At 70.0% G+C, this 23,438-nt stretch carries 20 protein-coding genes; 11 read left to right on the forward strand and 9 right to left on the reverse strand.

The window, feature by feature from the left end; genetic code table 11:
* The first annotated feature begins 126 nt into the window (after window positions 1–126).
* The 6 genes from ACFYXH_RS05760 to ACFYXH_RS05785 all read left to right on the forward strand — a co-directional run bounded on the left by ACFYXH_RS05760 (window position 127) and on the right by ACFYXH_RS05785 (window position 6,993).
* The gene (locus ACFYXH_RS05760) at window positions 127–1,374 is read left to right on the forward strand and encodes a prenyltransferase/squalene oxidase repeat-containing protein (protein WP_389560893.1); all 1,248 of its coding nucleotides are present in this window, start codon (window positions 127–129) and stop codon (window positions 1,372–1,374) included.
* Window positions 1,374–2,060: an SCO2322 family protein gene (locus tag ACFYXH_RS05765; RefSeq protein WP_389560894.1), complete on the forward strand. Its 687-nt coding sequence runs from the start codon at window positions 1,374–1,376 to the stop codon at window positions 2,058–2,060. The genes ACFYXH_RS05760 and ACFYXH_RS05765 overlap by 1 nt, the downstream gene beginning before the upstream one ends.
* A 539-nt stretch (window positions 2,061–2,599) precedes the next feature.
* Complete coding sequence (locus ACFYXH_RS05770) at window positions 2,600–3,661, forward strand: energy-coupling factor transporter transmembrane component T (RefSeq protein ID WP_389561284.1); 1,062 nt, start codon at window positions 2,600–2,602, stop codon at window positions 3,659–3,661.
* Window positions 3,658–5,421 carry an ABC transporter ATP-binding protein gene (locus ACFYXH_RS05775; RefSeq protein ID WP_389560895.1) on the forward strand — a complete coding sequence of 588 codons (1,764 nt, stop codon included), beginning with the start codon at window positions 3,658–3,660 and terminating at the stop codon, window positions 5,419–5,421. Before ACFYXH_RS05770 ends, ACFYXH_RS05775 begins: the two co-directional genes overlap by 4 nt.
* On the forward strand, window positions 5,385–6,251 hold the full coding sequence (locus tag ACFYXH_RS05780) for an ECF transporter S component (RefSeq protein WP_389560896.1): 867 nt from the start codon (window positions 5,385–5,387) through the stop codon (window positions 6,249–6,251). The genes ACFYXH_RS05775 and ACFYXH_RS05780 overlap by 37 nt, the downstream gene beginning before the upstream one ends.
* A gap of 316 nt (window positions 6,252–6,567) precedes the next feature.
* A complete protein-coding gene (locus ACFYXH_RS05785; RefSeq protein ID WP_389560897.1) occupies window positions 6,568–6,993 on the forward strand; it encodes a transglycosylase SLT domain-containing protein in 426 nt (141 codons plus the stop codon).
* 147 nt (window positions 6,994–7,140) lie between these two features.
* Here the strand turns inward: ACFYXH_RS05785 and ACFYXH_RS05790 are convergent, their stop codons facing one another.
* Both ACFYXH_RS05790 and ACFYXH_RS05795 read right to left on the reverse strand, forming a co-directional pair.
* Window positions 7,141–7,842, reverse strand: coding sequence for an alpha/beta fold hydrolase (locus tag ACFYXH_RS05790; RefSeq protein ID WP_389560898.1), 702 nt, complete (start codon window positions 7,840–7,842; stop codon window positions 7,141–7,143).
* A 76-nt stretch (window positions 7,843–7,918) separates the two neighbouring features.
* On the reverse strand, window positions 7,919–9,088 hold the full coding sequence (locus ACFYXH_RS05795; RefSeq protein ID WP_327323298.1) for a steroid 3-ketoacyl-CoA thiolase: 1,170 nt from the start codon (window positions 9,086–9,088) through the stop codon (window positions 7,919–7,921).
* A 296-nt stretch (window positions 9,089–9,384) separates the two neighbouring features.
* Here ACFYXH_RS05795 and ACFYXH_RS05800 point away from each other — a divergent pair, with 296 nt between their 5' ends.
* On the forward strand, window positions 9,385–10,641 hold the full coding sequence (locus ACFYXH_RS05800; RefSeq protein WP_389560899.1) for a cytochrome P450: 1,257 nt from the start codon (window positions 9,385–9,387) through the stop codon (window positions 10,639–10,641).
* 111 nt (window positions 10,642–10,752) lie between these two features.
* Here the strand turns inward: ACFYXH_RS05800 and ACFYXH_RS05805 are convergent, their stop codons facing one another.
* The 4 genes from ACFYXH_RS05805 to ACFYXH_RS05820 all read right to left on the reverse strand — a co-directional run bounded on the left by ACFYXH_RS05805 (window position 10,753) and on the right by ACFYXH_RS05820 (window position 16,907).
* Window positions 10,753–13,557, reverse strand: coding sequence for a toll/interleukin-1 receptor domain-containing protein (locus tag ACFYXH_RS05805; RefSeq protein ID WP_389560900.1), 2,805 nt, complete (start codon window positions 13,555–13,557; stop codon window positions 10,753–10,755).
* Window positions 13,558–13,640: 83 nt separating this feature from the next.
* Window positions 13,641–13,916, reverse strand: a complete 276-nt coding sequence (locus ACFYXH_RS05810; protein WP_389560901.1) for a DUF397 domain-containing protein — start codon at window positions 13,914–13,916, stop codon at window positions 13,641–13,643.
* Window positions 13,900–14,724, reverse strand: a complete 825-nt coding sequence (locus ACFYXH_RS05815) for a Scr1 family TA system antitoxin-like transcriptional regulator (protein WP_389561285.1) — start codon at window positions 14,722–14,724, stop codon at window positions 13,900–13,902. Before ACFYXH_RS05815 ends, ACFYXH_RS05810 begins: the two co-directional genes overlap by 17 nt.
* 212 nt (window positions 14,725–14,936) lie before the next feature.
* Window positions 14,937–16,907 carry a bifunctional glycosyltransferase 87/phosphatase PAP2 family protein gene (locus tag ACFYXH_RS05820; RefSeq protein WP_389561286.1) on the reverse strand — a complete coding sequence of 657 codons (1,971 nt, stop codon included), beginning with the start codon at window positions 16,905–16,907 and terminating at the stop codon, window positions 14,937–14,939.
* 278 nt (window positions 16,908–17,185) lie between these two features.
* Here ACFYXH_RS05820 and ACFYXH_RS05825 point away from each other — a divergent pair, with 278 nt between their 5' ends.
* The 3 genes from ACFYXH_RS05825 to ACFYXH_RS05835 all read left to right on the forward strand — a co-directional run bounded on the left by ACFYXH_RS05825 (window position 17,186) and on the right by ACFYXH_RS05835 (window position 19,466).
* Entirely contained in the window at window positions 17,186–18,334 is a 1,149-nt protein-coding gene (locus tag ACFYXH_RS05825; protein ID WP_389560902.1) for a DUF2330 domain-containing protein, read from the forward strand.
* Window positions 18,335–18,349: 15 nt separating this feature from the next.
* Window positions 18,350–19,030, forward strand: a complete 681-nt coding sequence (locus ACFYXH_RS05830; RefSeq protein ID WP_389560903.1) for an O-methyltransferase — start codon at window positions 18,350–18,352, stop codon at window positions 19,028–19,030.
* Between the two features lie 94 nt (window positions 19,031–19,124).
* A complete protein-coding gene (locus tag ACFYXH_RS05835) occupies window positions 19,125–19,466 on the forward strand; it encodes an antibiotic biosynthesis monooxygenase (RefSeq protein WP_362676103.1) in 342 nt (113 codons plus the stop codon).
* Between the two features lie 73 nt (window positions 19,467–19,539).
* On the opposite strand, the gene ACFYXH_RS05840 is transcribed toward ACFYXH_RS05835, so the two are convergent.
* Complete coding sequence (locus ACFYXH_RS05840) at window positions 19,540–19,995, reverse strand: hypothetical protein (RefSeq protein WP_389560904.1); 456 nt, start codon at window positions 19,993–19,995, stop codon at window positions 19,540–19,542.
* Window positions 19,995–20,618: a hypothetical protein gene (locus ACFYXH_RS05845; RefSeq protein ID WP_389560905.1), complete on the reverse strand. Its 624-nt coding sequence runs from the start codon at window positions 20,616–20,618 to the stop codon at window positions 19,995–19,997. The genes ACFYXH_RS05840 and ACFYXH_RS05845 overlap by 1 nt, the downstream gene beginning before the upstream one ends.
* Before the next feature lie 146 nt (window positions 20,619–20,764).
* Between ACFYXH_RS05845 and ACFYXH_RS05850 the strand changes: the two genes are divergently transcribed.
* The gene (locus ACFYXH_RS05850) at window positions 20,765–21,244 is read left to right on the forward strand and encodes a GNAT family N-acetyltransferase (protein WP_362676109.1); all 480 of its coding nucleotides are present in this window, start codon (window positions 20,765–20,767) and stop codon (window positions 21,242–21,244) included.
* A gap of 72 nt (window positions 21,245–21,316) precedes the next feature.
* Here the strand turns inward: ACFYXH_RS05850 and ACFYXH_RS05855 are convergent, their stop codons facing one another.
* Window positions 21,317–23,365, reverse strand: coding sequence for a DHA2 family efflux MFS transporter permease subunit (locus tag ACFYXH_RS05855; RefSeq protein WP_389560906.1), 2,049 nt, complete (start codon window positions 23,363–23,365; stop codon window positions 21,317–21,319).
* Window positions 23,366–23,438: the final 73 nt, after the last annotated feature.

The raw sequence follows: 23,438 nt of genomic DNA on the forward strand, positions 1-23,438 counted from the left end.
ATGGTCGTGACCGGCTCGTGCCACCGGCAGCCCGCCGGTGGCCGGCACCGTCGAGGCATACGGGGTCGGAGCCCTGGTACCTGAGCGTGCCTGTGCCCGGCTCCCGCAGGAGAGGCCCAGCCCGCCATGACCACCGTTCGCCGCAGCGCCATATCGCTCGCCGCCTCCGCCGTACTCGGCATGGCCATAGCCTCGGCCGCCGCGCCGGCGGCGATCGCGGCTCCGTCTCCGATGCCGTCGACCGTGCTGCCGTCCGGTCTGTACGGCACGGGCGACCCGACGTACGACGGTGTCTGGCGGCAGTCGCTGGCGCTGCTCGCGCAGGACACGGTGGGCGTCAAGCCCGCGGCCAAGGCCGTGGCCTGGCTGACCGGTCAGCAGTGTGACAGCGGTGGCTTCCCCTCGTACCGCGCGGACGCGGCCAAGGCGTGCGACGCCAAGCTGCCGCTGGACTCCAACGCCACGGCCGCCGCGGTGCAGGCGCTCGCCGCGCTCGGCGGGCAGGACGCCACCGTGAAGAAGACGGCCGGCTGGCTGAAGTCCGTGCAGAACGCGGACGGCGGCTGGGGCTACAACCCGGGCGGGCCCAGCGACGCCAACTCCACCTCCATCGTGATCGGCGCGCTCGCGGCGGCGGGCGAGAAGCCGGAGGCGGTGACGTCGAAGGGCGGGAAGACGCCGTACGACGCGCTGCTGACGTTCGCGAAGCCGTGCGGCGGGAAGGACGGCGGCGCGTTCGTCTTCCAGCTGAAGTCGCCCGGCATGGTCGCGGACTCCACGGCGGCGGCTGTGGTCGGCGCGCACGGCAAGGGCCTGGCCGTGACGGCGGGTGCGAAGGACGCCAAGGGCACGGTCTGCGAGAAGGCGACGACGGTCGAGGGCGCGGCGCACAACGGCGCGGCGTACCTGGCGACCGCGCTCGCCAAGACCGGGCACCTGAACACGGCGCCGATGCCGGGCGCCGCGGACCCGACGGAGAAGCCGGACTTCGGGAACACGGCGGACGCGATCGTCGCGCTGAGCGCGCAGGGCCTCGGCGACCAGGCGATGAAGCCGATGGAGTGGCTGCAGCAGAACTCGGCGGCCTGGGCGAAGGCGTCCGGCCCGGCGGCGTACGCACAGCTGATACTCGCCGCGCATGCGACTGGCGCGGACCCGAAGAGCTTCGGCGGGACTGACCTGGTGGCGGGGCTCAACGCGACGGGTCCTGCGCCCGAGTCGACGACGGGGCAGCCGACGCCGGCTGCGGACAAGAAGAAGGACTCCGAGTCCGACTCGGGCATCGAGGTGTGGTGGATCGTCGGCGTGTTCTTCGTCGCCAGCGTCGGCGCCGGAATCCTCCTCAGCGGCCGCAAGAAGAACCAGCAGCGGTGATGCGTACCCGAGTCCTCTCCCTCGTCCTCGCGCTCGGCGCCGCGCTCGGCGCCGCGCTCACGGTGCTGGGCGCGGGTCCGGCGCAGGCGGCGGGTTACCGCTACTGGTCGTTCTGGCAGAGCGGCGGCGGGAAGTGGACGTACGCCACCGAGGGCCCGGCCACGGCGAGGCCGTCGGACGGCTCGGTGAACGGCTTCCGTTTCTCGGTGAGCGAGGACAGCGGGGACTCGGCGCAGCCGCGCACGGCTCCGGACTTCGAGGCGATCTGCGGCCGGACACCACCGAAGGACGACACGAAGCGGATCGCGCTGGTCATCGACTCCGGCACGCAGGCGGACGCCCCGGAGGGCGAGACGCCGCCCGCGTCGCGGTCGGCGTGCGCGCAGGTCGGCAAGGACGCGACGAGCGCGGAGGCGCTGGCGTCGGTGGCGAAGCCGCTGCGGTACAACAGCGAGGCGCTGCTCTGCGCGATCTCGGGCTACCCGGAATCGGGCTGCGGCGAACAGGTCGCGACGAAACCGAAGCCGAAGGCGAAGCCGTCCGAGTCTGCGGCGTCTGCGTCTGCGGCGAGCAAGAGCGGTAGTGACCACAAGGGCGGTCCCTCGGTCGGCCTCATCGCCGGCCTCGCGGCGGTAGCGGTACTCGGCACCGCGGCGGTGTGGCAGTCGCGCCGCCGCCGGGGATGACAACCGAGGCATCGACGGTGCGAGACAACGAGGAGCCGCGCCAGCGGGGTGGAGCCGGAGACGCTGTGACCCACGCCCCGGAGGCGGGTCGCGGGACTGACGGGGCGTCGCCGCAGGCGGCCGGCAGTCACGGCGACGAGACGCAACGGCAGGCGGCCGATCGCCCGGTTGACGGATCGTCCCGATCGACCGGCTCCGCACCGCCGCGAACCGCCGCCCACCGGAGCCGCGAGACACCGGAACGATCGGCCGACCACGGGAGCCGCGAGACACCGGAACGAACCGCCGACCACCGGGGCGAACGGCCGCAGACCCATGCCACCGGCCGCCGGAACGACACGACACCGGAACGAACCGCCGACCATCAGGACGACCAGGCACAGAGCCATGCCACCGGCCGCCGGAACGGCACGGCACCCCAACAAGCCGCCGACCACCGGGACCGCAGGAGTTCGCCCCGATCGGCCGGTCATCAGGGCGACGACACACCGCCCCGCAGGTCGTACCTCCTCGCGCCCGCCGCCAGTCGTAGTAACGCCCTGCATGCCGGGGCCTGGTGGATCTGGGCCCTTGGGCTTGCCACCGCCGCGTCGCGGACCACCAATCCGCTTCTCCTCGGGCTCCTCGTCGGCGTCGCCGGATACGTCGTCGCCGCCCGGCGCACAGACGCGCCCTGGGCCCGTTCCTACGGGGCCTTCGCCAAGCTCGGGCTTTTCGTCATCGGCATCCGGGTGCTCTTCTCCGTCGTCCTCGGCTCGCCGATCCCGGGGACGCATGTCCTCTTCAGCCTCCCCGAAGTACCGCTGCCCGATTGGGCGCGAGGCGTACGCATCGGTGGCCGGGTCTCCGCCGAGCAGCTGCTCTTCGCGCTGTACGACGGCGCGAAGCTCGCCACACTCCTCATCTGCGTCGGCGCGGCCAACGCGCTCGCCAACCCCGCCCGCCTGCTCAAGTCCCTCCCGGGCGCCCTGTACGAGGTCGGCGTCGCCGTCGTGGTCGCCATGACCTTCGCGCCGAACATGGTCGCGGACGTGGTCCGGCTGCGCACCGCCCGTCGGCTGCGCGGCCGCCCCACCGGCGGCATCAAGGCGATCGTGCAGATCGGGCTGCCCGTCCTGGAGGGCGCGCTCGAGCGGTCGGTCGCCGTCGCGGCATCCATGGACGCACGCGGCTACGGACGTACCGCACACGTCCCGCCCGCCGTCCGCCGCACCACCACCGTCCTCACGCTCGGCGGACTCCTCGGCGTCTGCGCCGGTTCGTACGGACTGCTCGCCGCTGAGGGCGCTTCGTACGGCCTGCCCCTCCTCATAGCCGGGCTCCTCGCCGCGCTCGCCGGTCTCCGGCTCGGCGGCCGGCGCTCCGTACGCACCCGCTACCGTCCCGACCGCTGGGGCCCGCGGTCCTGGCTGGTGGCCGGATCCGGCGCGGTCGTCGCGGCCCTGATGATCCGGGCGGGTACATACGATCCGGAGGCGCTGCACCCCGGTGTCGTACCGCCGACCGCGCCGACGCTGCCCCTCTGGCCCGCCGCGAGCATCCTCATCGGGCTGCTGCCCGCCTTCATCGCGCCCGTACCCGCCTCGCAGGAGAAACCGTGATCCGCTTCGAAGACGTGTCGGTGACGTACGGGGATGCCGGCGCGCCCGCGATCAGCGGTGTCGACCTGACCGTCCCCGAGGGCGAGTTGGTGCTTCTGGTCGGCCCGTCCGGTGTCGGCAAGTCGACACTGCTGGGTGCGGTCTCGGGCCTGGTCCCGCACTTCACCGGCGGCACCCTGCGCGGCCGCGTCACCGTCGACGGCCGCGACACCCGTACCCACAAGCCGCGCGAACTCGCCGATCTCGTCGGCACGGTGGGCCAGGACCCGCTCGCCCACTTCGTCACCGACACGGTCGAGGACGAGCTGGCGTACGGCATGGAGTCACTCGGCCTCGCCCCCGAGGTGATGCGCCGCCGCGTCGAGGAGACGCTCGATCTCCTCGGGCTGACCGAGCTGCGCGACCGCCCGATCGCCACGCTCTCCGGCGGCCAGCAGCAGCGCGTCGCGATCGGCTCGGTGCTGACCCCGCACCCCAGGGTCCTCGTGCTCGACGAGCCGACGTCCGCGCTGGACCCGGCGGCGGCGGAGGAGGTGCTGGCGGTCCTGCAGCGGCTGGTCCACGATCTCGGCACGACGGTCCTGATGGCGGAGCACCGTCTGGAGCGGGTGGTGCAGTACGCGGACCAGGTCATCCTGCTGCCCGCGCCCGGGGAGCCCCCGGTCGTCGGGGACCCGGCCGCCATCATGGCGGTCTCCCCCGTACACCCGCCGGTCGTGGCCCTGGGCCGCCTGGCGGGGTGGGACCCGGTGCCGTTGTCGGTACGGGACGCGCGCCGCGGGGCCGGTGCGTTGCGGGAGCGCCTGGAGGGTCTTTCCCCCACCCCACCCCTTCCCGTAACCGGGGCCGCGCCCCAGACCCCCGTACGGCCTTCGGCCGTGTCCTCAATCGCCGGACGGGCTACAATGCAGCCCCGCCGGCGATTGAGGATGTCAGCCCTGCCGACGATTGACGTGCGGGGTCTGGGGCAGAGCCCCAGGTTCGGGAAGGGGCAGGGCCCCGGCTCGGGCGGTCCGCTCGCCGAGGCCCACGCGCTCACCGTCCGCCGCGACCGCGTAGAGGCCCTCCGCCGCGTCGACCTCACCGTCGCCCCCGGCGAAGCCATCGCCCTCATGGGCCGCAACGGCGCCGGAAAGTCGACCCTCCTCGCCACCCTCGTCGGCATGGTCGAGCCCACCTCCGGCACCGTCCTCGTCGGCAGCAGCACCCCCCACCGCACCCACCCCCGGGAGCTGGTCCGCCAGGTCGGCCTTGTTCCGCAGGAACCGCGCGATCTGCTGTACGCGGACACGGTGGCGGCCGAGTGCGCGGCGGCCGACGCCGACGCGGGCGCCGCACCCGGCTCCTGCCGCGCCCTGGTGACCGAGCTGCTGCCCGACGTACCGGACACGACGCACCCCCGCGATCTCTCCGAGGGGCAGCGCCTCGCCCTGGCGCTGGCCATCGTGCTCACCGGGCGGCCGCCGCTCCTCCTCCTCGACGAGCCGACCCGGGGTCTGGACTACGCGGCGAAGGCCCGGCTCGTCACCGTCCTCAAAGGCCTGGCCGCCGAGGGGCACGCCATCGTCCTGGCCACCCACGACGTGGAGCTGGCCGCCGACCTCGCGCACCGGGTGGTGATCCTGGCCGACGGCGAGGTCGTCGCGGACGGCCCGACCGCCGAGGTCGTGGTCTCCTCGCCCGCCTTCGCGCCCCAGGTCTCCAAGATCCTGGCCCCGCAGAAATGGCTGACCGTCGCCCAGGTCAGGGACGCCCTGTGAACCACGCCACACAGGCCCGCGCCGTACGCCTCGGCCCCCGATCCATCGCCGCCCTCGCCCTGATCAGCGCGATCGGGGTGATCGCCTTCGGCTGGCCGCTGCTCGCCGACGCCGACTCCGGGCTCGCCCACTCCGCCGACGCGCCCTGGCTCTTCGCCGCGCTGCTCCCGCTCCTCGTGGCCGTCGTCGTCGCGACGATCGCCGACACCGGGATGGACGCCAAGGCGGTGGCGATGCTCGGAGTCCTGGCCGCGGTCGGCGCCGCGCTGCGGCCGCTGGGCGCGGGCACCGCGGGCCTGGAGCCCATGTTCTTCCTGATGGTGCTGAGCGGCCGCGTGCTCGGACCGGGCTTCGGCTTTGTACTCGGCTCGGTCACCATGTTTGCGTCCGCGCTGCTCACCGGCGGCGTCGGCCCGTGGATGCCGTTCCAGATGCTGTCGATGGGCTGGTTCACGATGGGCGCGGGACTGCTGCCGGGGCCGGACCGGCTGCGTGGCCGCGCCGAGCTGCTGATGCTCGCGGTGTACGGGGCCGTCGCCGCGTTCGCCTACGGCACGGTCATGAATCTTCAGGGCTGGACATACATCGGCGGCCTCTCCTCCGGCATCTCCTTCCACCCCGGCGATCCGGTGCAGGAGAACCTGGTCCGCTTCCTCGCCTACTGCGCGGCGACCTCCTTCGGCTGGGACCTCGGACGGGCGGCGCTCACCGTCGTACTGACCCTCGCCATCGGCTCGACGGTCCTCAAGGCGCTGCGCCGAGCCACACGCCGTGCCGCCTTCGAGGCGCAGGTCACATTCGAGCCCCCCGGCAGGGTCCCCCCGGGGTGAGCCGCCCCACAGGGGTTTAGTCCGATACGAGCCCGAATAGTACCTTTTTGATGGTCATGGTGGCCCGTCGATCGCTGCCGCCACCTGCAGGAACCTCTCCCGTCAAGCCCCCGGCCGTTCCACCCCAGGTGCGAGCTCGGCTAGTAACAAGGGTCGTTGCGACGGGCTGACCTCGCCGCTACAACTGATCCAGTCGCAAGGCGCCCCGTGCTCCTCACCGGAGCCGCAGTGCCTCCCAGGCGGCCGGATCCCCACTCGTACGTACGAGATTCCGGCATGCCCGCGACGGCCCTGTTCCCGAGAGTTAGGTCGCTCTGTGTTCCGCTCGCTCATCAGCCGTATCGCCATCCGCCCGAAGAACGCTCTCGTCGGCTCCGCCCTTGTCCTGGGCACCGCCGGCATGGCGATCGGCATGAACCCGGCCACGGCCGCCGCCGCTCCCGCCGCGCAGACCGGGTCCCCGAAGGCGGTCGCCCAGCAGATGATCGCGGACGACGCGCAGTTCCAGTGCTTCAGCAAGATCGTGGAGCACGAGAGCGGCTGGAACGTGAACGCCACCAACCCGTCCAGCGGCGCGTACGGCCTCGTCCAGGCGCTGCCCGGCGGCAAGATGGCGTCCGCCGGCGCCGACTGGAAGACCAACCCGGCCACCCAGATCAAGTGGGGCCTGGACTACATGAAGTCCCGCTACGGCAGCCCGTGCGGCGCCTGGTCCTCCTGGCAGGCCCAGGGCTGGTACTGATCCGGCCCGCAGCCCCCTCCAGCACATGGGACCCAGCCCACGATCTTGGGCGCGGCGTTCCTGAAGGCTGAAGGCCCCGAAGTGGTCGACCTTTCCCCGGTCGAGCACCGGGGCCCTCGTGCCATATGCGGCCGGGTACAGCGGATCTCAGGATTCCACGACTGACCGGAGCAGAATCCGTGCCAGCTCGCGCGGCTGGGAGAACATCGGCCAGTGGCCGGTCTCCATCTCGACCAACCGCCAGTGCTCGCTCTTCAGCAGCTCCGCCACGTCGTCGTTCGGCTCGGCGCCGTCGAGCAGGCACTTGATGTACGTCGCCGGAAGCTCGCCGAGCGGGCGCGCCAGCACGGCCGGCTCGGTCAGCGTGGCGCCCGGGTGCGGCGTCGAGCCGCCCACGATCCGTGCGATCTGCTCGCCGGTGAGACCCTGGCCTTCGCAGTCGGCTGCGGTCAGGGGCGCCCAGAAGCCCCCGTTGTCGGCTATCGATGCCTCCACCATCGCCCGGCCGTACGGCCAGCCCGAAACGAACGACTCGCCGTCGGCCGGAACGTTGGAGTCGACGAACACCACGCGGGCCAGCCGGTCGCCGATCCGCTCGGCGGCCTGACCGACCGGGATGCCCGAGATGCTGTGCCCGACCAGGACGACGTCGCGCAGATCGAGGCGTTCGACCTCGTTGACGATGTCCTGTACATGGGTCTGCTGCCCGGCCGGCACGCCCTGCTTGTCGGCGAGGCCGGACAGCGTCAAAGGGTGGGTGCCGTGCCCGGCCGCACGCAACTCCGGCACCACCTCGTCCCACGCCCACGATCCGAGCCACGCGCCTGCCACCAGTACGAATTCCGTCATGGTGGCAACGTAGCGGAGGGGTCTGACAACCGGCCGCCGGAACGCGACCGCTCCGGAACCACCTCCGAAACACGCCCTACAGCCGCTGGATGATGGTCCCGGTCGCCAGCGCCCCGCCCGCGCACATGGTGATCAGCGCGAACTCCTTGTCCCTGCGCTCCAGTTCATGCAGGGCCGTAGTGATCAGCCGCGCCCCCGTCGCTCCCACCGGATGCCCGAGCGCGATCGCGCCACCGTTGACATTGACCTTCTCCAGGTCCTGCTCGAAGACCTGCGCCCAGCTCAGCACAACCGACGCGAACGCCTCGTTGATCTCCACCAGGTCTATGTCCTTGAGCGACATACCGGCCTTGCCGAGCACGGCACGCGTGGCGTCGATCGGCCCGTCGAGGTGGTAGTGCGGGTCCGCGCCGACCAGCGCCTGCGCGACGATCCGGGCCCGCGGCCTCAGCTTCAGAGCACGCGCCATCCGCTTGGACGCCCACATGATCGCGGCCGAACCGTCCGATATCTGCGAGGAGTTGCCTGCGGTGTGCACGGCCGTCGGCATGACCGGCTTCAGCCTTGCCAGCGCCTCCATGCTGGTGTCCCGCAGCCCCTCGTCGCGGTCGACGAGCCGCCACATGCCCTGCCCCGCGGCCTGTTCCTCCTCCGTGGTGGGCACCTGCACGGCGAACGTCTCGCGTTTGAAGCGCTCCTCGGCCCATGCCACGGCGGCCCGCTCCTGCGACACCAGCCCCAGGGAGTCGACCCGTTCACGCGTCAGCCCGCGGTTGCGCGCGATGCGCTCCGCCGCCTCGAACTGATTGGGCAGATCCACGTTCCACTCGTCGGGGAACGGCTTGCCCGGTCCGTGCTTGGAGCCGCTGCCCAGCGGCACCCGTGACATCGCCTCGACGCCGCAGCTGATGCCGATGTCGATGACACCGGCCGAGATCATGTTCGCGACCATATGGCTGGCCTGCTGCGAGGACCCGCACTGGCAGTCCACGGTCGTGGCCGCGGTCTCGTACGGAAGCCCCATCGCCAGCCAGGCGTTGCGCGCGGGGTTCATGGACTGTTCGCCGGCGTGGGTGACGGTGCCGCCCACCACCTGCTCGACGCAGTCGGCGTGGATGCCGGTGCGGCCGAGGAGTTCGCGATAGGTCTCGCCCAGCAGATAGGCGGGATGGAGGTTGGCAAGCGCACCTGAGCGCTTGCCGATGGGGGTGCGTACGGCTTCGACGATGACGGGTTCCGCGGCCATGAGCTCGTCCTCTCCTCGCACAGCCGCTGGGCGTCCCGGCGCACAGCAGCCGAACTAGTACGCGTTCTAGTTCTCCGTTCAGTCTTATGAGTGCTACCCCCGGTACGCAAGGGTCTTGCACGGCACTACTGCACCCCTGGCGCCCCCGACCGGCAACAGATCCCGCCGCGGCCCTTGCCACTTGTAGAACTCGTTACTACCTTTCGGTCAACTTCTGATGGGTCGTCAGACAAGCCGTGTCACCACCCCCGTGACCACCCGCGTCACCGACACCACCGCCAGACCTGGAGTTGACCTTGAAGCTGCCGAAGGACTGCCCCCATCTGCCCGAAGGGTTCGACTTCACCGATCCCGATCTCCTCCAAGCCCGTGTCCCCCACCCGGAGTTCGCCCGGATGCGGCAGACCGCCCCGGTCTGGTGGTGCACCCAGCCGGCCGGCATCTCCGGCTTCCAGGACGAGGGCTACTGGGCCGTCACCCGGCACGCCGACGTCAAGCATGTCTCCACCCACCCCGAACTCTTCTCCTCCAACACCAACACCGCGGTCATCCGCTTCAACGAGACGATCAGCCGCGACCAGATCGAGGTCCAGAAGCTGATCATGCTCAACATGGACCCGCCGGAACACACCCGCGTCCGCCAGATCGTCCAGCGCGGCTTCACCCCGCGGGCGATCCGCTCCCTGGAGGAGGCCCTGCGCAACCGCGCCCGCTCGATCGTCGAGACCGCGCTGGCCGGCGCGAAGGACGACGGCAGCTTCGACTTCGTCACCAATATCGCGGTGGAACTGCCGCTTCAGGCCATCGCGGAACTCATCGGCGTACCGCAGGAGGACCGCACCAAGATCTTCGACTGGTCCAACAAGATGGCGGCGTACGACGACCCCGAGTACGCGATCACCGAGGAGATCGGCGCCGAGGCGGCGATGGAGATCGTCTCGTACTCGATGAATCTGGCCGCGGCCCGCAAGGAGTGTCCGGCCAAGGACATCGTGTCCCAACTGGTCGCCGCGGAGGACGAAGGCAACCTCTCCAACGACGAGTTCGGCTTCTTCGTGATCCTGCTGGCGGTCGCGGGCAATGAGACGACGAGGAACGCGATCAGCCACGGTATGCACGCTTTTCTCACGCATCCCGAGCAGTGGGAGCTCTACAAGCGGGAGCGGCCGGAGACGGCGGCCGAGGAGATCGTGCGCTGGGCGACGCCCGTGGTCTCCTTCCAGCGCACGGCCACGCAGGACCTGGAGCTGGGCGGCCAGCAGATCAAGAAGGGCGACCGGGTCGGGATCTTCTACTCATCGGCGAATAACGACCCCGAAGTCTTCGAGGAGCCCGAGCAGTTCAACATCACCCGCGACCCGAACCCACACCTCGGCTTCGGCGGCGGAGGCCCGCACTTCTGCCTCGGCAAGTCGCTCGCGGTGATGGAGATCAACCTGATCTTCAACGCGATAGCGGACGCTCTGCCTGACCTGCGCCTGGTGGGCGACCCGCGCCGACTGCGCTCGGCCTGGCTCAACGGCATCAAGGAACTCCAGGTCAGCACCAGTTGACCTGTAGGCCGGTGGGAGGCGGGGCGCTCACCCCACGCCACGCCCCGCCTCCCCCTGTTGCGGCGCAGCAGGGGGATACCTTCGCCATGCGTGAGTCGGTGAGGGGACCGGTCACCTGCGGCAGTGGAGGTTGGACGGGGGTGTGGTGCCGACGTACTTGCCCCACTCGGCGCGGGTGAGATCGCGGCCGGAGGTGGCGCAGGCGGCGTCGGTCCAGACGTCGGGGGTCAGCGACCATCGCTGTAGTTCCCCCTTCTGCTCGGTCCTCTCCAGCGCCACGAAGAGCACCGTCCCGTCGTCGGCGAAGATCAGCGAAGACTCCGCTGCGGGGTCTCGCGCAAGCAATGTGAGTGTGCCGAGGGCCTTGTCGTTCTCGATGTCCGTGAGGGCGACCGAGTCGTCTTGAAGCCGTTGGGCGAGCAACGAGCCATCGGTGCTGATCGCAAAGGCTCCATCCGCTTCACGGTCGTCGCCGACAGGTTTCTCGAAGCGACGGCTGCGCATGCTCCACATCTGAATGGAGCCGTCGTAGTGTCCGACCGCGAGGTACGTGCCTGCGAACGCCACAGACAGTGTTTCCGCTGAGGGGATTTCTTGCGCTGTTCCCTTCACGATGTCCACGAGGCGCACCCCCTTCTCGGTGACCAGTGCCGCGTGCGAGGCTGTCGCATCGACCGCCGCGACAGAGGTGTTCGGCTGTTCGAACGGATCGCCGGAACTCTCTGGACCTGGAATTTCCTTGACGATTCGTCCGGTTCCCGTGTCTCGCACGATCACCCTGTCGGTGACGGTGACGGCGACAATGCGCTGCTTGTCCCGGGACAAGGACGCCGCTTTGACCGAGTCGACCAGGTTCGAGGCCGGCAGGTGGCCTTTCAGGGGCAGCCCGCTTGATACCCCACGTATCTCCCAGCTTTCGTTGAGTGAGGTGGGAATGATGAGGTTCTTGCCGTCACCGGTGAAAACCGGAAGTCCGCTCGCACTCAGTTCTCCGCCCGGGGACCAGTGGGAAGAACTGAACGAGTGAACCGTTACCCATCCTCCGCCGTCACCGACCATGGCCACCGTCTCGTTGTCGGGGCTGGCCACGAGCCACGGCGCGGTGCAGGCATTGCATGGCGACGCGAGTCTGACGTCGGCCTTCTTCGCGATACGGCTCAGTTGCGTCAGGTCCCAGAAAGCGACGCGAGAGCCCGAGGCGGACACCAGATGGTTGGTGTCTCCGACAAAGGCCAGGGCTTCGGGGTTGACCGTACCGGACGCTCTGACCTCGGTGGGTGTGGCGAGCTGCGCACTGGCAGGTGTGACGTCCGAGACGGTGATCGATCCGTTGCTGGCCGTGGCCGCGCGCTTTCCGTCGCGGGAGATGGCCAGAGCTGTCGGTCGCGTGCCCCGGCTCGCGGCCTGAAGGGGAGGGCTATCGCTGTCCGGAGTCGGTTCGCGCGTCTCCCACAGAGGCAACCAGGTAGCTCCGTTGCTGTACGTGAACGACTGGCCCCCCGGTGAGATGGCGGAGGCGAAGTTGCGGTTGGGGAAGCCGACGGTTCCGCCGCCGCTCCGCTTCAGCGTGGGGAGCACTCTTCGCTCCCACACACCCTCCGCCTCGAAGAGGACGATCTGGCGATCGGACGGGACGGCTAGCTCGTCCCACTTGCCGAACTCGTTCTCTGCCCGTGTCTGTGTCTGGGTCTGTGCCAGCTGACGGATCCCCCTGTCGAACAGAGTCACCACACCGTCGTCGCGGTGCACGACGACCGAGCGCCCGGACGGGGAGACACCGACGAGCGAGGGTTTTCCTCCGGGCGGGACCGAGATGGTCTCCGCAGGGCCCTTGCCGGTCCACAGGACCGCGGTCGAGCCGTCGGTCGCCACGATCGTGGCGCCGGTCGCGCTGACCGCCAGCCCGGTGACGGGACGCTTGAGTTGGGCGATCACCTGCTGGGTGTACGCCTTGGTGTCCCACCGCAGCACACGGCCGTTCTTCGTTCCCGCGACCAGGAACTGCCGGTTGTCGGACCCCGCCACCCGCTGCACCTCCGAGCCGGCGGGGAGATACCGGACCAGATGGGGGCTCGACGTCACGGCTTGCAGAAGCGCCGATCGGGTCTCCGCCCTCGGGTCCATCCGGTACGCCTCGACCGCCAGCAGCTGCGCGATATCGAGATTGGTGTCGACGTTCGCGACCGCCGCCGAGGCAAGGGCGCGGGCCTGCGCGATGCGCGACTGGGCCTGCGCCTCTTGCGCGTTGCCCACCGCGATGTACGCGGCGATCAGCGCGGTGACGAGCAGGAGGACCAGGCTCACGACTCCGCCCCGGCGCTGTAACCGCGCTCTGCGGTGCAGTGTGATGTGCTCGCCGACGATGGCGTCCTTGTCGACTCCCCGCAGCGGCGCCGCGATCTGCGCCACCTTGTTCAGCAGGTCCACGTTGGACCGGTCGAGTTCCTTCGCCGATGTCACGGCTCGCAGATCGACCCAGAGCGGCTGCGCGGTGAACATCCCCCGGGCGCTGGGCGGCAGCGCATCGGTCCCGTCCCCCCAGTCACCGGACTCGTCGTCCCAGACGAGGTCACCGCCGGTGAGGACGATGCACACGCGCTCCGGCGGCCGGTTCTTGCGCCACCAGGCGACTTCACGCTCCACCCATTTCGACTGGGCGGCGCGCGGAGAGGCCAGCAGGATGAACCACCGCGTGCCCGCCAGGGCACGCTGAATGCTGTCCGTGAGGTCGTGGCTCGCCGACAGGCTGGTGTAGTCGCGGAACACACGCAGCCGCCTCGGCCGGTACCAGGGCGTCGCGAACCGCTCGAGCCATCGCTGGAGCGTGGTGGCCAGGTCCCCGCTCACGGCCTGGCTGTAGGAAATGAAGCCGTCGTAGACGAAGCCGTCTTCGGTGGCAGTAACTCTTCGGGACAATAAGCCGCGCAACGCCCCAACCCCCTGAACCCGACGAACAGGAGCATGGTAGGGAGCGCGGCTTGATCACCGTGGAGAAAGGGCTAGAAAGCGTCCCGAGCCGCCGCTGCGACGAAGGTCGCGAAGGCGGGGCGGGAGAGGTGGAGCGCGGGGCGGGTGACGTCCTTGGAGTCGCGGACGGCGACGAGGTGGGGGGCCTCGGCAATCTCGACGCATGAGCCGCCCTGGTCACTGCTGTAGCTGGACTTGTGCCAGGCGGCGCCGTTGAGGGGGGCGCACTCGATGCACTCGCCGCCAGTGCTGCCGCTGTAGCTGGACTTACGCCACTGTGTGCCGGTCAGATCAGGGGTGCTCCCCATAGCGTTCCTCCATCACGTGCCGGATCAGCTCCGCCGAATCCCTCAGGGGAAGGGCGGCTGCTTGCAGCTGATCGTAACGGAGCGAATGCGACCTGACCTCATGCGGATTCGCCGTTGGATGGCCGGTGACGTAGTCCTCGGTGTAGACGATCGCCGGATCGCTGTCGAACCGGAACACTGTGAACGAGCCCAGCGAACCGGCGTGGGCGCCAGCCGCGAAGGGCAACACCTGGATGTTGACCCTGCGGTTGTCCACGCAGGACAACAAGTGAGCCAATTGGCACCGCATCACCTCGGCACCGCCAACCTCTTGGTGGAGCACGGACTCACCGAAGACGACCCACAGGAACGGCGGCTCGTCCTTCTGCAGGATGCGCTGACGCTGCAATCGAGCCGCCACCAGACCATCGAGGTCGTCCGGCAACTCGACACTCAGTACAGCCCGGGCGTACGCCTCGGTCTGCAGAAGGCCATGAACAAGCTGCGCCTGGAACGCGTAGATCTCCGTCGCCCGCGCCTCCAGCTCCGCGATCTGCTGGAACCAGGACGGCAGTTGGCTGCGCAACACCAGATCCAGCAACCGGGACAGCAGCCCACCCGTCCCCAGCGCCGCATCCACCCGCTCGCTGAACTCCGCCGTCGGCAACTTCCGCGCCGTCTCGATCTGGCCGACCAGCGACCCCGTGTAGTTGATGATCTCGCCCAACTGCTTCTGCGTGAGGCCGGCCGCCTCCCGGTAGCGGCGCAACTCGTGGCCGTAGTAGTCGAGCGGCGACGCACTCGGGTCGAGGACGTTGACTTGGCTCATGGCGGGCATCCCCTCGTTCAACTCCACCAACGGCAGGGCACGTTGTGTCCGGTTCGTAGCCGAGAGTAGTCAACGGCCGTCAGGCTCGTACCGTGAACGATGACATTTCGGCGCCCAAGTGGCGGAACAGTGCCCGCAGGCGGATCCTGGTCTGAACGCGACGATCCATCCCAGGGGGTACGGGGACGACCCGTACCCCCTGGGGCGCGCGGCTACTTCGGCGCGGCCGGGACCGGTGCTTCCACCTGGGTGTCCACTCTCGCCGCCGGCACCGCCCCCGCCGGCACCCGCAGCTGCCGTCGGCCCGCCAGCAGGTAGGTCAGGCCGAAGCCCGCGCCCACCACCGCCGCGCCGCCCGCCGCGTCCAGTACCCAGTGGTTGGCCGTGGCCACGATCGCGCAGACCGTGAAGAGCGGGTGGAGCAGGCCGAGCAGCTTCATCCACAGCTTCGGCGCCAAGACCAGGACAATCAGTCCGCACCACAGCGACCAGCCGAAATGCAGCGACGGCATCGCCGCGTACTGGTTGGTGACCGCCGTCATCGCCCCGTAGTCCGGGTTGGCGAGGTCCTGCGGGCCGTGCACCGTGTCGATGAAGTCCATGCCCGGCATCAGGCGCGGCGGGGCCAGCGGATACAGCCAGAACCCGAGCAGTGCCAGCAGCGTCGCGAAGGCGAGCGACGAGCGCGCCCAGCGGTAGTCGGCGGGGCGCCGGACGTACAGCACACCGAGGATCGTCAGCGGCACCACGAAGTGGAAGGACGTGTAGTAGAAGTTGAAGAAGGCCTCGGCCCACTCCGCCTTCACCACCGCGTGGTTGATCCAGTGCTCGACGTCGATGCCGAGCGCCTGCTCGGCGGAGATGACCTGCCGGCCGTGCTCCTCGGCCGCGGTCACGCCGCCGGTCGCGGCGGCGCGGATCTGCGAGTAGACGGAGTAGCCGACTCGGATCACCAGCAGTTCGAGCAGCAGGTTCGGGCGGCTGAGCACGCGCCGCCAGAACGGCAGCAGCGGCACCCGGTTCCAGCGGGCCGGGAGCGGCATGGCGTACTCGGTCGGCACCGGCCGCCGGAAGTACGGCGAGGTACGCGGCAGGAACGGCACCGCGACCGCCGCCGCCAGCGCGGCGATCAGCAGGACGTTTTCTCGTACGGGGTACAGCACCGCCATGTTGGGCAGCAGCATGTTCCCCGGCAGCGTGATCGCGAGGATCACCAGGACGGGCCACAGCATGCGGTCAGAGGCGCGCTTGCCGACCCGGCCGACGACCGCGAGGAGCACCCACAGCAACTGGTGCTGCCAGGCGGTGGGCGAGACGGCGACGGCCACACAGCCGGTCAGGGCGACGGCGAGGAGCAGCTGCCCGTCCTGGGCGTAGCGGACGGCACGGCGCAGGCCGAAGAGGCAGACCGCGGCGGCGAGCGCGACATAGAGCGCGATCTCGAGCGGACCCTCCAGGCCGAGTCGGAGCAGCGCGCCGTGCAGTGACTGGTTGGCCAGGCTGTCCGGGCGGGCGCCGAGCCCGGCGCCCGCGACATGGTGCACCCAGTACGTCCAGGAGTCGCTGGGCAGCGCGGCCCAGGCGAGCGCCGAGGAGGCGGCGAAGGTGCCCGCCGAGGTGACGGCGGCGCGTCTGCGGCCGGTGAACCAGAGCAGCGGAGCGAAGAGGAGCACGGTCGGCTGGAGGGCGGCGCCGAAGCCGATCAGCACGCCGGACGGTCTCTCGCCGCGCGCCGCGAAGCAGCCCAGCAGCACCAGCAGGACCGGGATGATGCTGGTCTGCCCCAGGTAGAAGCTGTTGCGCACGGGCAGCGAGAGCATCAGCAGGCTGATGGCGATGGGCGCGGCGAGCAGGCCGCTGCGGCGCGAAACGGGTCCCGGCAGGGCGCGGGCGACCACCAGGCCGAGCACGACGACGAGCAGCAGTGTGCCGAAGGTCCAGGCGATGCCGAGCGCCTGCTCGGCGGCCCGGGTCAGTGGCTTCAGCACGAGTCCGGCGAACGGCGTACCGGTGAACTTGTCGGCGTCGTACAGCGAGCCCTTCATATGCAGGACGCCGTTCTCGCCGATCCAGGTCTCCAGGTCGGTGAGGCGCTCACCGGGCGGCTGCCGGAGCACTGCCGCTGTCTGCCGTACCGCGAGGACGGCCGCTACGAGCCACAGGGCGGCCCTGGCCGCGCCCATCCTCGTATCCGTCGTCGCACTTCCGTGCACGCTGTGCTCCGCGTTCGCCACGTCGCGCCGCGCCTCCCCACGTTGTGTTTTTCTGGTTCACGTTCTGTGCGCCGGTGCTGCATGTCCCGGGCTGCTCCCGGTTCATAGAGCCTCGCACTGCCCCACGAAGGAGACTCAGGCAACCCCCTCTTCGCCTGACTGTCACCCTGTTTTGACCGAATATCTCGTTCGACCATCTTGTTCGACGGCACCGGAACCGCGAGGTCCGCGGCGTCGTCACAGGAGGCATGCGGGGGAACATACAAGACAGGACACCGGTGCGCGGGCCACGGAGGCAGCGGTTGCTGCTGGTGGTGCTCGCGTTGTTTGCGTTGCAGCTCGGATCGCTGGTCAGCCCGGCGTACGCCTGCGGATGCGGCGCGATGGTGCCGGACAAGCAGTCCCATATGTACGTCAACCGGGAGACGTCGGTGGTCGGTTGGGACGGCCGTACCGAGCAGATCCTGATGCGCTTCACGGTCGACGGAGACGCTCCCAAGGCTGCCTGGATCATGCCGGTGCCGAGCCGTGCCACGGTTGAGCTCGGCGACAACGCGCTCTTCGGCGAGCTCGAGACGATCATCGCGCCGGAGCACCGGACGCGGCACTACTTCTGGCCACGCGGCGGCGACTGGCCGTTCTTGACCACTTCCGGCGACTCCGCGGGCGCACCGGCCCCCGCGGCCGGTGCGCCGGCGGTGGGTGTGGTCGGCCGCGAACGCCTCGGCGACTTCGATGTCGCACGGCTGACGGCGACCGATCCCGGCGCGCTGCGCGGCTGGCTGGAGCAGAACGGCTTCGAGCTGCCGGACGGTCTCGCAGGCGAACTGAAGCCGTACGTCGAGCAGAAGTGGGAGTACGTGGCGGTGCGCCTGGCCCCCGAGACGGCGGGCTCCGTGCTGCGCGGCACGCTCGACCCGCTGCGGCTGCGCTTCGCCAGCGACAGGCTCATCTACCCGATGCGGCTGTCGCGGCTGGCCAAGACCGCGCAGTCACTGGGGCTGTTCGTGCTGGCGCCGCACCGGATGGAGCCGCGCGGCTCGATCGGTGGGAACGCGCCGGAGGTGACGTACGCGGGGAAGGTGGAGCCGAACACGGCGCTTTCCGGATTCACGGGCGGCGGCGAGACCTTCCTGACAGCGCTGGACCAGGAGTTTCCGGAGCCCAAGCGGATCGACGGCGACCATGAACTGCGCGCCACGGACAAGGACACCCCCTTCCGGCGGGTGGTGTACGAGAACCAGCTGTTGACGGTGGCCGGTGTCCCGGCGTGGCTGCTGACGGTCGGCGGGGGCCTGGCGGTTCTCGTGGCGGTGGTGCTGCTGCGCGTACGGGCACGGCGGCGCAGTCCGGTCGTACCACCTCCGGCAATCCAAGTGCCGCCACCGATCGCCTGAAATAGGTTGGGTCGTATGACTCAGGAGAACCAGGACCGGTGGTCCGCCGTAGACCACTACATCACCGACCACCTCGTCCCGGCCGACGAAGCCCTGACCGCCGCCCTCGCGGCGAGCGATGCGGCCGGCCTGCCCGCCATCGCTGTCGCCCCGAACCAGGGCAAGCTGCTGCATCTGCTGGCCCTGATGCAGGGCGCGCGCACGGTGCTCGAGATCGGCACGCTGGGCGGCTACAGCACCATCTGGCTGGCCAGGGCGCTGCCCGCGGACGGCAGGCTGATCTCGCTGGAGTACAGCCCGGCGCACGCGGAGGTGGCCCGCGCGAATCTCGCCCACGCCGGCCTCGACAAGATCGTGGAGGTCAGGGCGGGCGCGGCGCTGGAGACGCTGCCGAAGCTGGCGACGGAACCCGGCGCGGGCCCGTTCGACCTGGTCTTCATCGACGCGGACAAGGAGAACAACCCGCGCTACGTGGAGTGGGCACTGAAGCTGACCCGCCCGGGCAGCGTGATCATCGTCGACAACGCGGTGCGGGGCGGCGCGGTGGTGGACGCGGACAACACGAACCCGGCGATCGTGGGCACGCGGGAGATGTACGAACTGGTGGCGCGGGAGCCGCGGCTGAGCGCGACGGCGGTACAGACGGTGGGCACGAAGGGGTACGACGGGTTCCTGCTGGCGCGCGTGGTGGCCTGAGGACGGGACGCGAGGCGGGGCGGGCGGTCGCGGCAGCCGCGGCCCGTTCCGTGCGTCATGCCGGTGAGCCTGGGCCGTACGGCAAGATGGCCGCATGAGCATCGTGAAGATCAATGTGCTGACCGTCCCCGAGGAACAGCGCGAGGTGCTGGAGAAGCGCTTCGCGGCCCGCGCGGGCTCGGTGGAGAACTCCGACGGCTTCGAGTGGTTCGAGCTGCTGCGCCCCGCGGAGGGGACCGACCAGTACCTCGTCTACACACGCTGGCGCGACGAGGCCGCCTTCCAGGCCTGGATGGAGGGCTCGATGAAGGCTTCCCACGGCGCGGGCCAGGGCGGTCCGGGCGGCGGCGAAGGCGGCGAGCGTCCCAAGCCCGCCGCCACCGGGTCCACGCTGTGGTCGTTCGAGGTGGTCCAGCAAGCCGCCCCGAAGGCCTGAGCCCAGGCCCCATATTCGGGCCCAACACCCAGGCCCGAGACCCAGGCCCAAGACCCGGGCCTCCGGCCACGATCTAGATCCGCAGCAGTCGCTCCGTCACCTCGCGGTACGCGCGCAGGGCGACCCGCAGCTCTTCTGTGTCCGCCTCCGCCGGGCGGCGCTCGTTCCCGCCGTCCCAGTCGGCACGGAGCGCTTGACGCCGTTCGGTGAGGGCGATCGTGATGCGGTCGGCGGTGTCCTCCAATACCGCGGCCGCCTCCTCGACCGCGTGCCGCGGCCCGTCGACGAAGCTGCCGAGGGACTGCTGCAGCCGCAACGTCAGCCTGTCGCGCTCGTCCTGCGGGATCAGCTGCCGCGGAGGGGTCTGGCCGCGGGGCTCGCGGTCTTCGGTGTTCTCGATGCCTTCGACGTCCTCGAGGTGCTCAGGTCGCTCAGATCGCTCAGGTCGCTCGAGGCTCTCAAGGCCCTTGGAACGCTCCGGGTGTTCGGCCCGCTCGGGCGTCTTGGCCCGCTCCGCTTCGTACGTCATCACGCGCCACTCCCCTTCGGCTTCAGCAGATGCCCGCGCCCGCGCCCGCCACGCTCCACCGCACCGGCACGGTGCGCGAGGGGGTCCTCGGGACGGGTGTGGACCAGGGCCTCGAAGAGCGCACGGCTCTCGACCATCGCCTCACGCAGCTCCTCCGTGCTCGACTGTCCGCGCGTCGCGCGGTGCACCCGGCGGTAGCCGCCCACGTGTTCCGCGTGATGCACGGAGAGCGCGGCGAGCTGCTCCTCGTACTGTGCGGCCTCGGGGAAGCCCCGCTCCGCCGCCAGCCGCGCCAGCAGCTGGTCCGCCTCGGCGACCGCCTTGACCGGTGAGTCGACGAAGCGCTCCTGGAGACCGGCCCACTGGGCGAGGTACAGCTCACGTGTCTCGTTCGCCAGCGGCTGCGGCCTCAGATCGCCGTGGCGCTTGACGCGCTCGTTCAGTTCACGTTCCGCGGCCTTGGTGTCGCCGTCGTGGCGGGTGAGGGCCAGTTCGTACTCGGGGCCGAACCGCCGCTTCAGCCCCCGCCGGCCGCCTCCCCTGCCCGGTCCCGCGTAGAGCACCGCGGCGACGACGATCGCGAACACCGCTACCAGAGCGACGACGATCAGGACTGTGGACATGGCTGCCTTCCCTGTTCACGATTCGGTGTATTCGATTCGGTTGAACTCGGTTGAACTGAGTTGAACTGGGTTGAGAGGCCCTCCTGAAGGCGGGTTGCCCGGAATTCGTTGGCCAAACGGCCCGCCCCTCCGGTACAGAGATCGTCATGACCACCTGGACCCTGGCCCCCGAAGCATTCGACTCCTCCGACGCGAGCGCCCTGCGGCGCGAGTACTACGACGAGGTCGCGAGCCGCTACTGGCAGCGCCCCGCGACCGCCGAGGAGATCGACCAGGGGCTCAGCGGCGACGGCGCCGAACAACTCACGCCGCCCACCGGCCAGTTCGTCGTCGGCCGGTACGGCGCCAAGGCCGCGGCGTGCGGCGGGGTGCTGATGCTGGACGCCGAGCGCGCCGAGCTCACCCGCGTCTATCTGCGCCGTCCCTTCCGCGGCAGAAGAGGCGCCGGAATCCTGCTGGAGACCCTGGAGAACGAGGCGCGCAAGCTGGGCGCCCGGCGGATGGTCCTCAATACCCGGCTCGATCTGATCGAGGCGCGGAAGCTCTACGTCCGGAACGGCTACGCCGAGATCCCGGCGTACTGCTCGGGTCCGTACATGGACATCTGGTACGGCAAGGAGCTCTGAGGCGACCAGGAGCCCCGGAGCTCCGAGCCGCCCGGAGACCTGAGCCGCCGTGAGACCCGAGCCGCCCGGAGCTCAGGCCGCGTGGTCCCGCTTCGGCGGCGGACTGTACGGCCGCTCCGCGTCCGACCCGCACAGCTCCGCGTTCAACTCCTCCACCAGCTGCACCAGATCGGTCGGCCGCTCCGGTCCCCACCAGTCGCCGAGCAGCTCCGAGAGGGACTCCTCGCGCGCCTTCGCGAGCCGCATGGCCGCTTCCAGGCCCCGGTCGGTGAGGATCAGCTGCAACCCGAAGCGGCGGGCGAGCCCCCGCTCCTCCACCTGCCGGGCCGCGTCGGTGATGACGTGCAGTGGTACGGGCGTGGCGTCGGCGAGCAGCCCCGGCTCCACCGTGCCGTGGCGCCTGATCCTCAGCAGCAGCCAACTGGCCTCGGGCAGCAGGTCGTACCCCGCCTTGGCGCTGATCTTCTCGTAGATCTGACGCCGGCCCTCGCGCGAGCCCAGCAACGACAGGGCCCGGGCACACTCCTCGTGCGAGGAACGCTCGACCGGGTTGGAGGCGAGCGTCTGGCTGGGATCGGGCGCGGTGACCGAGCCGCGCAGCTTGTCCTCCTTGAGGAACCAGGCGACGAGGAAGGCGAGAACCACGACGGGCACGGCGTACAGGAAGACATCGGTGATGGCCGACGAGTACGCATGGAGTACCGACGGGCGCAGTGCGGGCGGCAGTTCGGCGATGGCGCGCGGGTCGTCGGCCAGTTGCCCGGCACCGGCGCCGGACGGCACCGCCCGTCCGGCGAGCGCGTCGGCCAGTTTGTTCTGGAGCTGGTTGGTGAAGATCGTGCCGAAGATGGCGACGCCGAACGCGGCTCCGATGGAGCGGAAGAAGGTCGCGCCGGAGGTGGCGACGCCCAGGTCCTCGTAGCTGACGGCGTTCTGGACGACCAGCACGAGCACCTGCATGACCAGGCCGAGACCGGCACCGAAGACGAAGAAGTACGCGCTCGTCTGCCAGGTGGAGCTGGTCTCGTCGAGCTGGTGGAGCAGTACGAGGCCGACGGCGGTGATGCCGGTGCCGGCGATCGGGAAGACCTTCCAGCGGCCGGTGCGGCTGACGATCTGGCCGGAGCCCGTGGAGGTGAGCAGCATGCCGAGCACCATCGGCAGCATGTGCACACCGGACATGGTCGGTGTGATGCCGTGGACGACCTGCAGGAACGTCGGCAGATAGGTCAGCGCGCCGAACATCGCGAAGCCGACGATGAAGCTGATGACGGCGACGAGCGTGAAGGTGCGGATACGGAAGAGTTTGAGCGGCAGTACGGGTTCGGCGGCGCCCCGCTCGACGTACACGAATACGACGAGGAGTACGGCTCCGAGCACGGCGAGCGCAATGATCTGCGCCGAGCCCCACGCCCAGGTGGTGCCGCCGAGGGAGGCGACGAGGATCAGGCAGGTGGCGACGGAGGCGATGAGGAAGGTGCCGAGGTAGTCGATGGTGTGCCTGGTCCGGCGTACGGGGATGTGCAGTACGGCGGCGATGACGAGCAGCGCGACGATGCCGACCGGCAGGTTGATGTAGAAGACCCAGCGCCAGCTGAGGTGTTGGGTGAAGAAGCCGCCGAGCAGTGGGCCGAGGACGCTGGAGGCGCCGAAGACCGCGCCGAACAGGCCCTGGTACTTGCCGCGTTCGCGCGGCGAGACGATATCGCCGACGATCGCCATCGACAGCACGATCAGTCCGCCGCCGCCGAGTCCCTGGAGCGCGCGGAAGCCGATGAGCTGAGGCATGTTCTGGGCGATGCCGCAGAGCGCGGAGCCGACGAGGAAGATGACGATGGCGGTCTGAAACAGCTTCTTTCGGCCGTACTGGTCACCGAGCTTGCCCCACAGCGGGGTGGCGGCGGTCGCGGCCAGCAGGTACGCGGTGACCACCCACGAAATGTGCTCCAGGCCGCCCAGGTCGCTGACGATGGTCGGCAACGCGGTGGAGACGATGGTCTGGTCGAGGGCGGCGAGCAGCAGGCCCAGCAGCAGTGCGCCGATGGCGACCATGACGGTCTGCCGTTTCTGGCCCTCACCTGGGGCCGGGCTCACCGCCGGGGTGCTCACTTCCTGAGCCATGCCGATCTGTCTCCTCGCTGTCCCCTCGGTTCCGCGCCCTTTCACTCGTCCTCAGCACTCTCCTCTCCATCCT

It is taken from the genome of Streptomyces sp. NPDC002730, assembly GCF_042888805.1.
Taxonomy (GTDB): domain Bacteria; phylum Actinomycetota; class Actinomycetes; order Streptomycetales; family Streptomycetaceae; genus Streptomyces.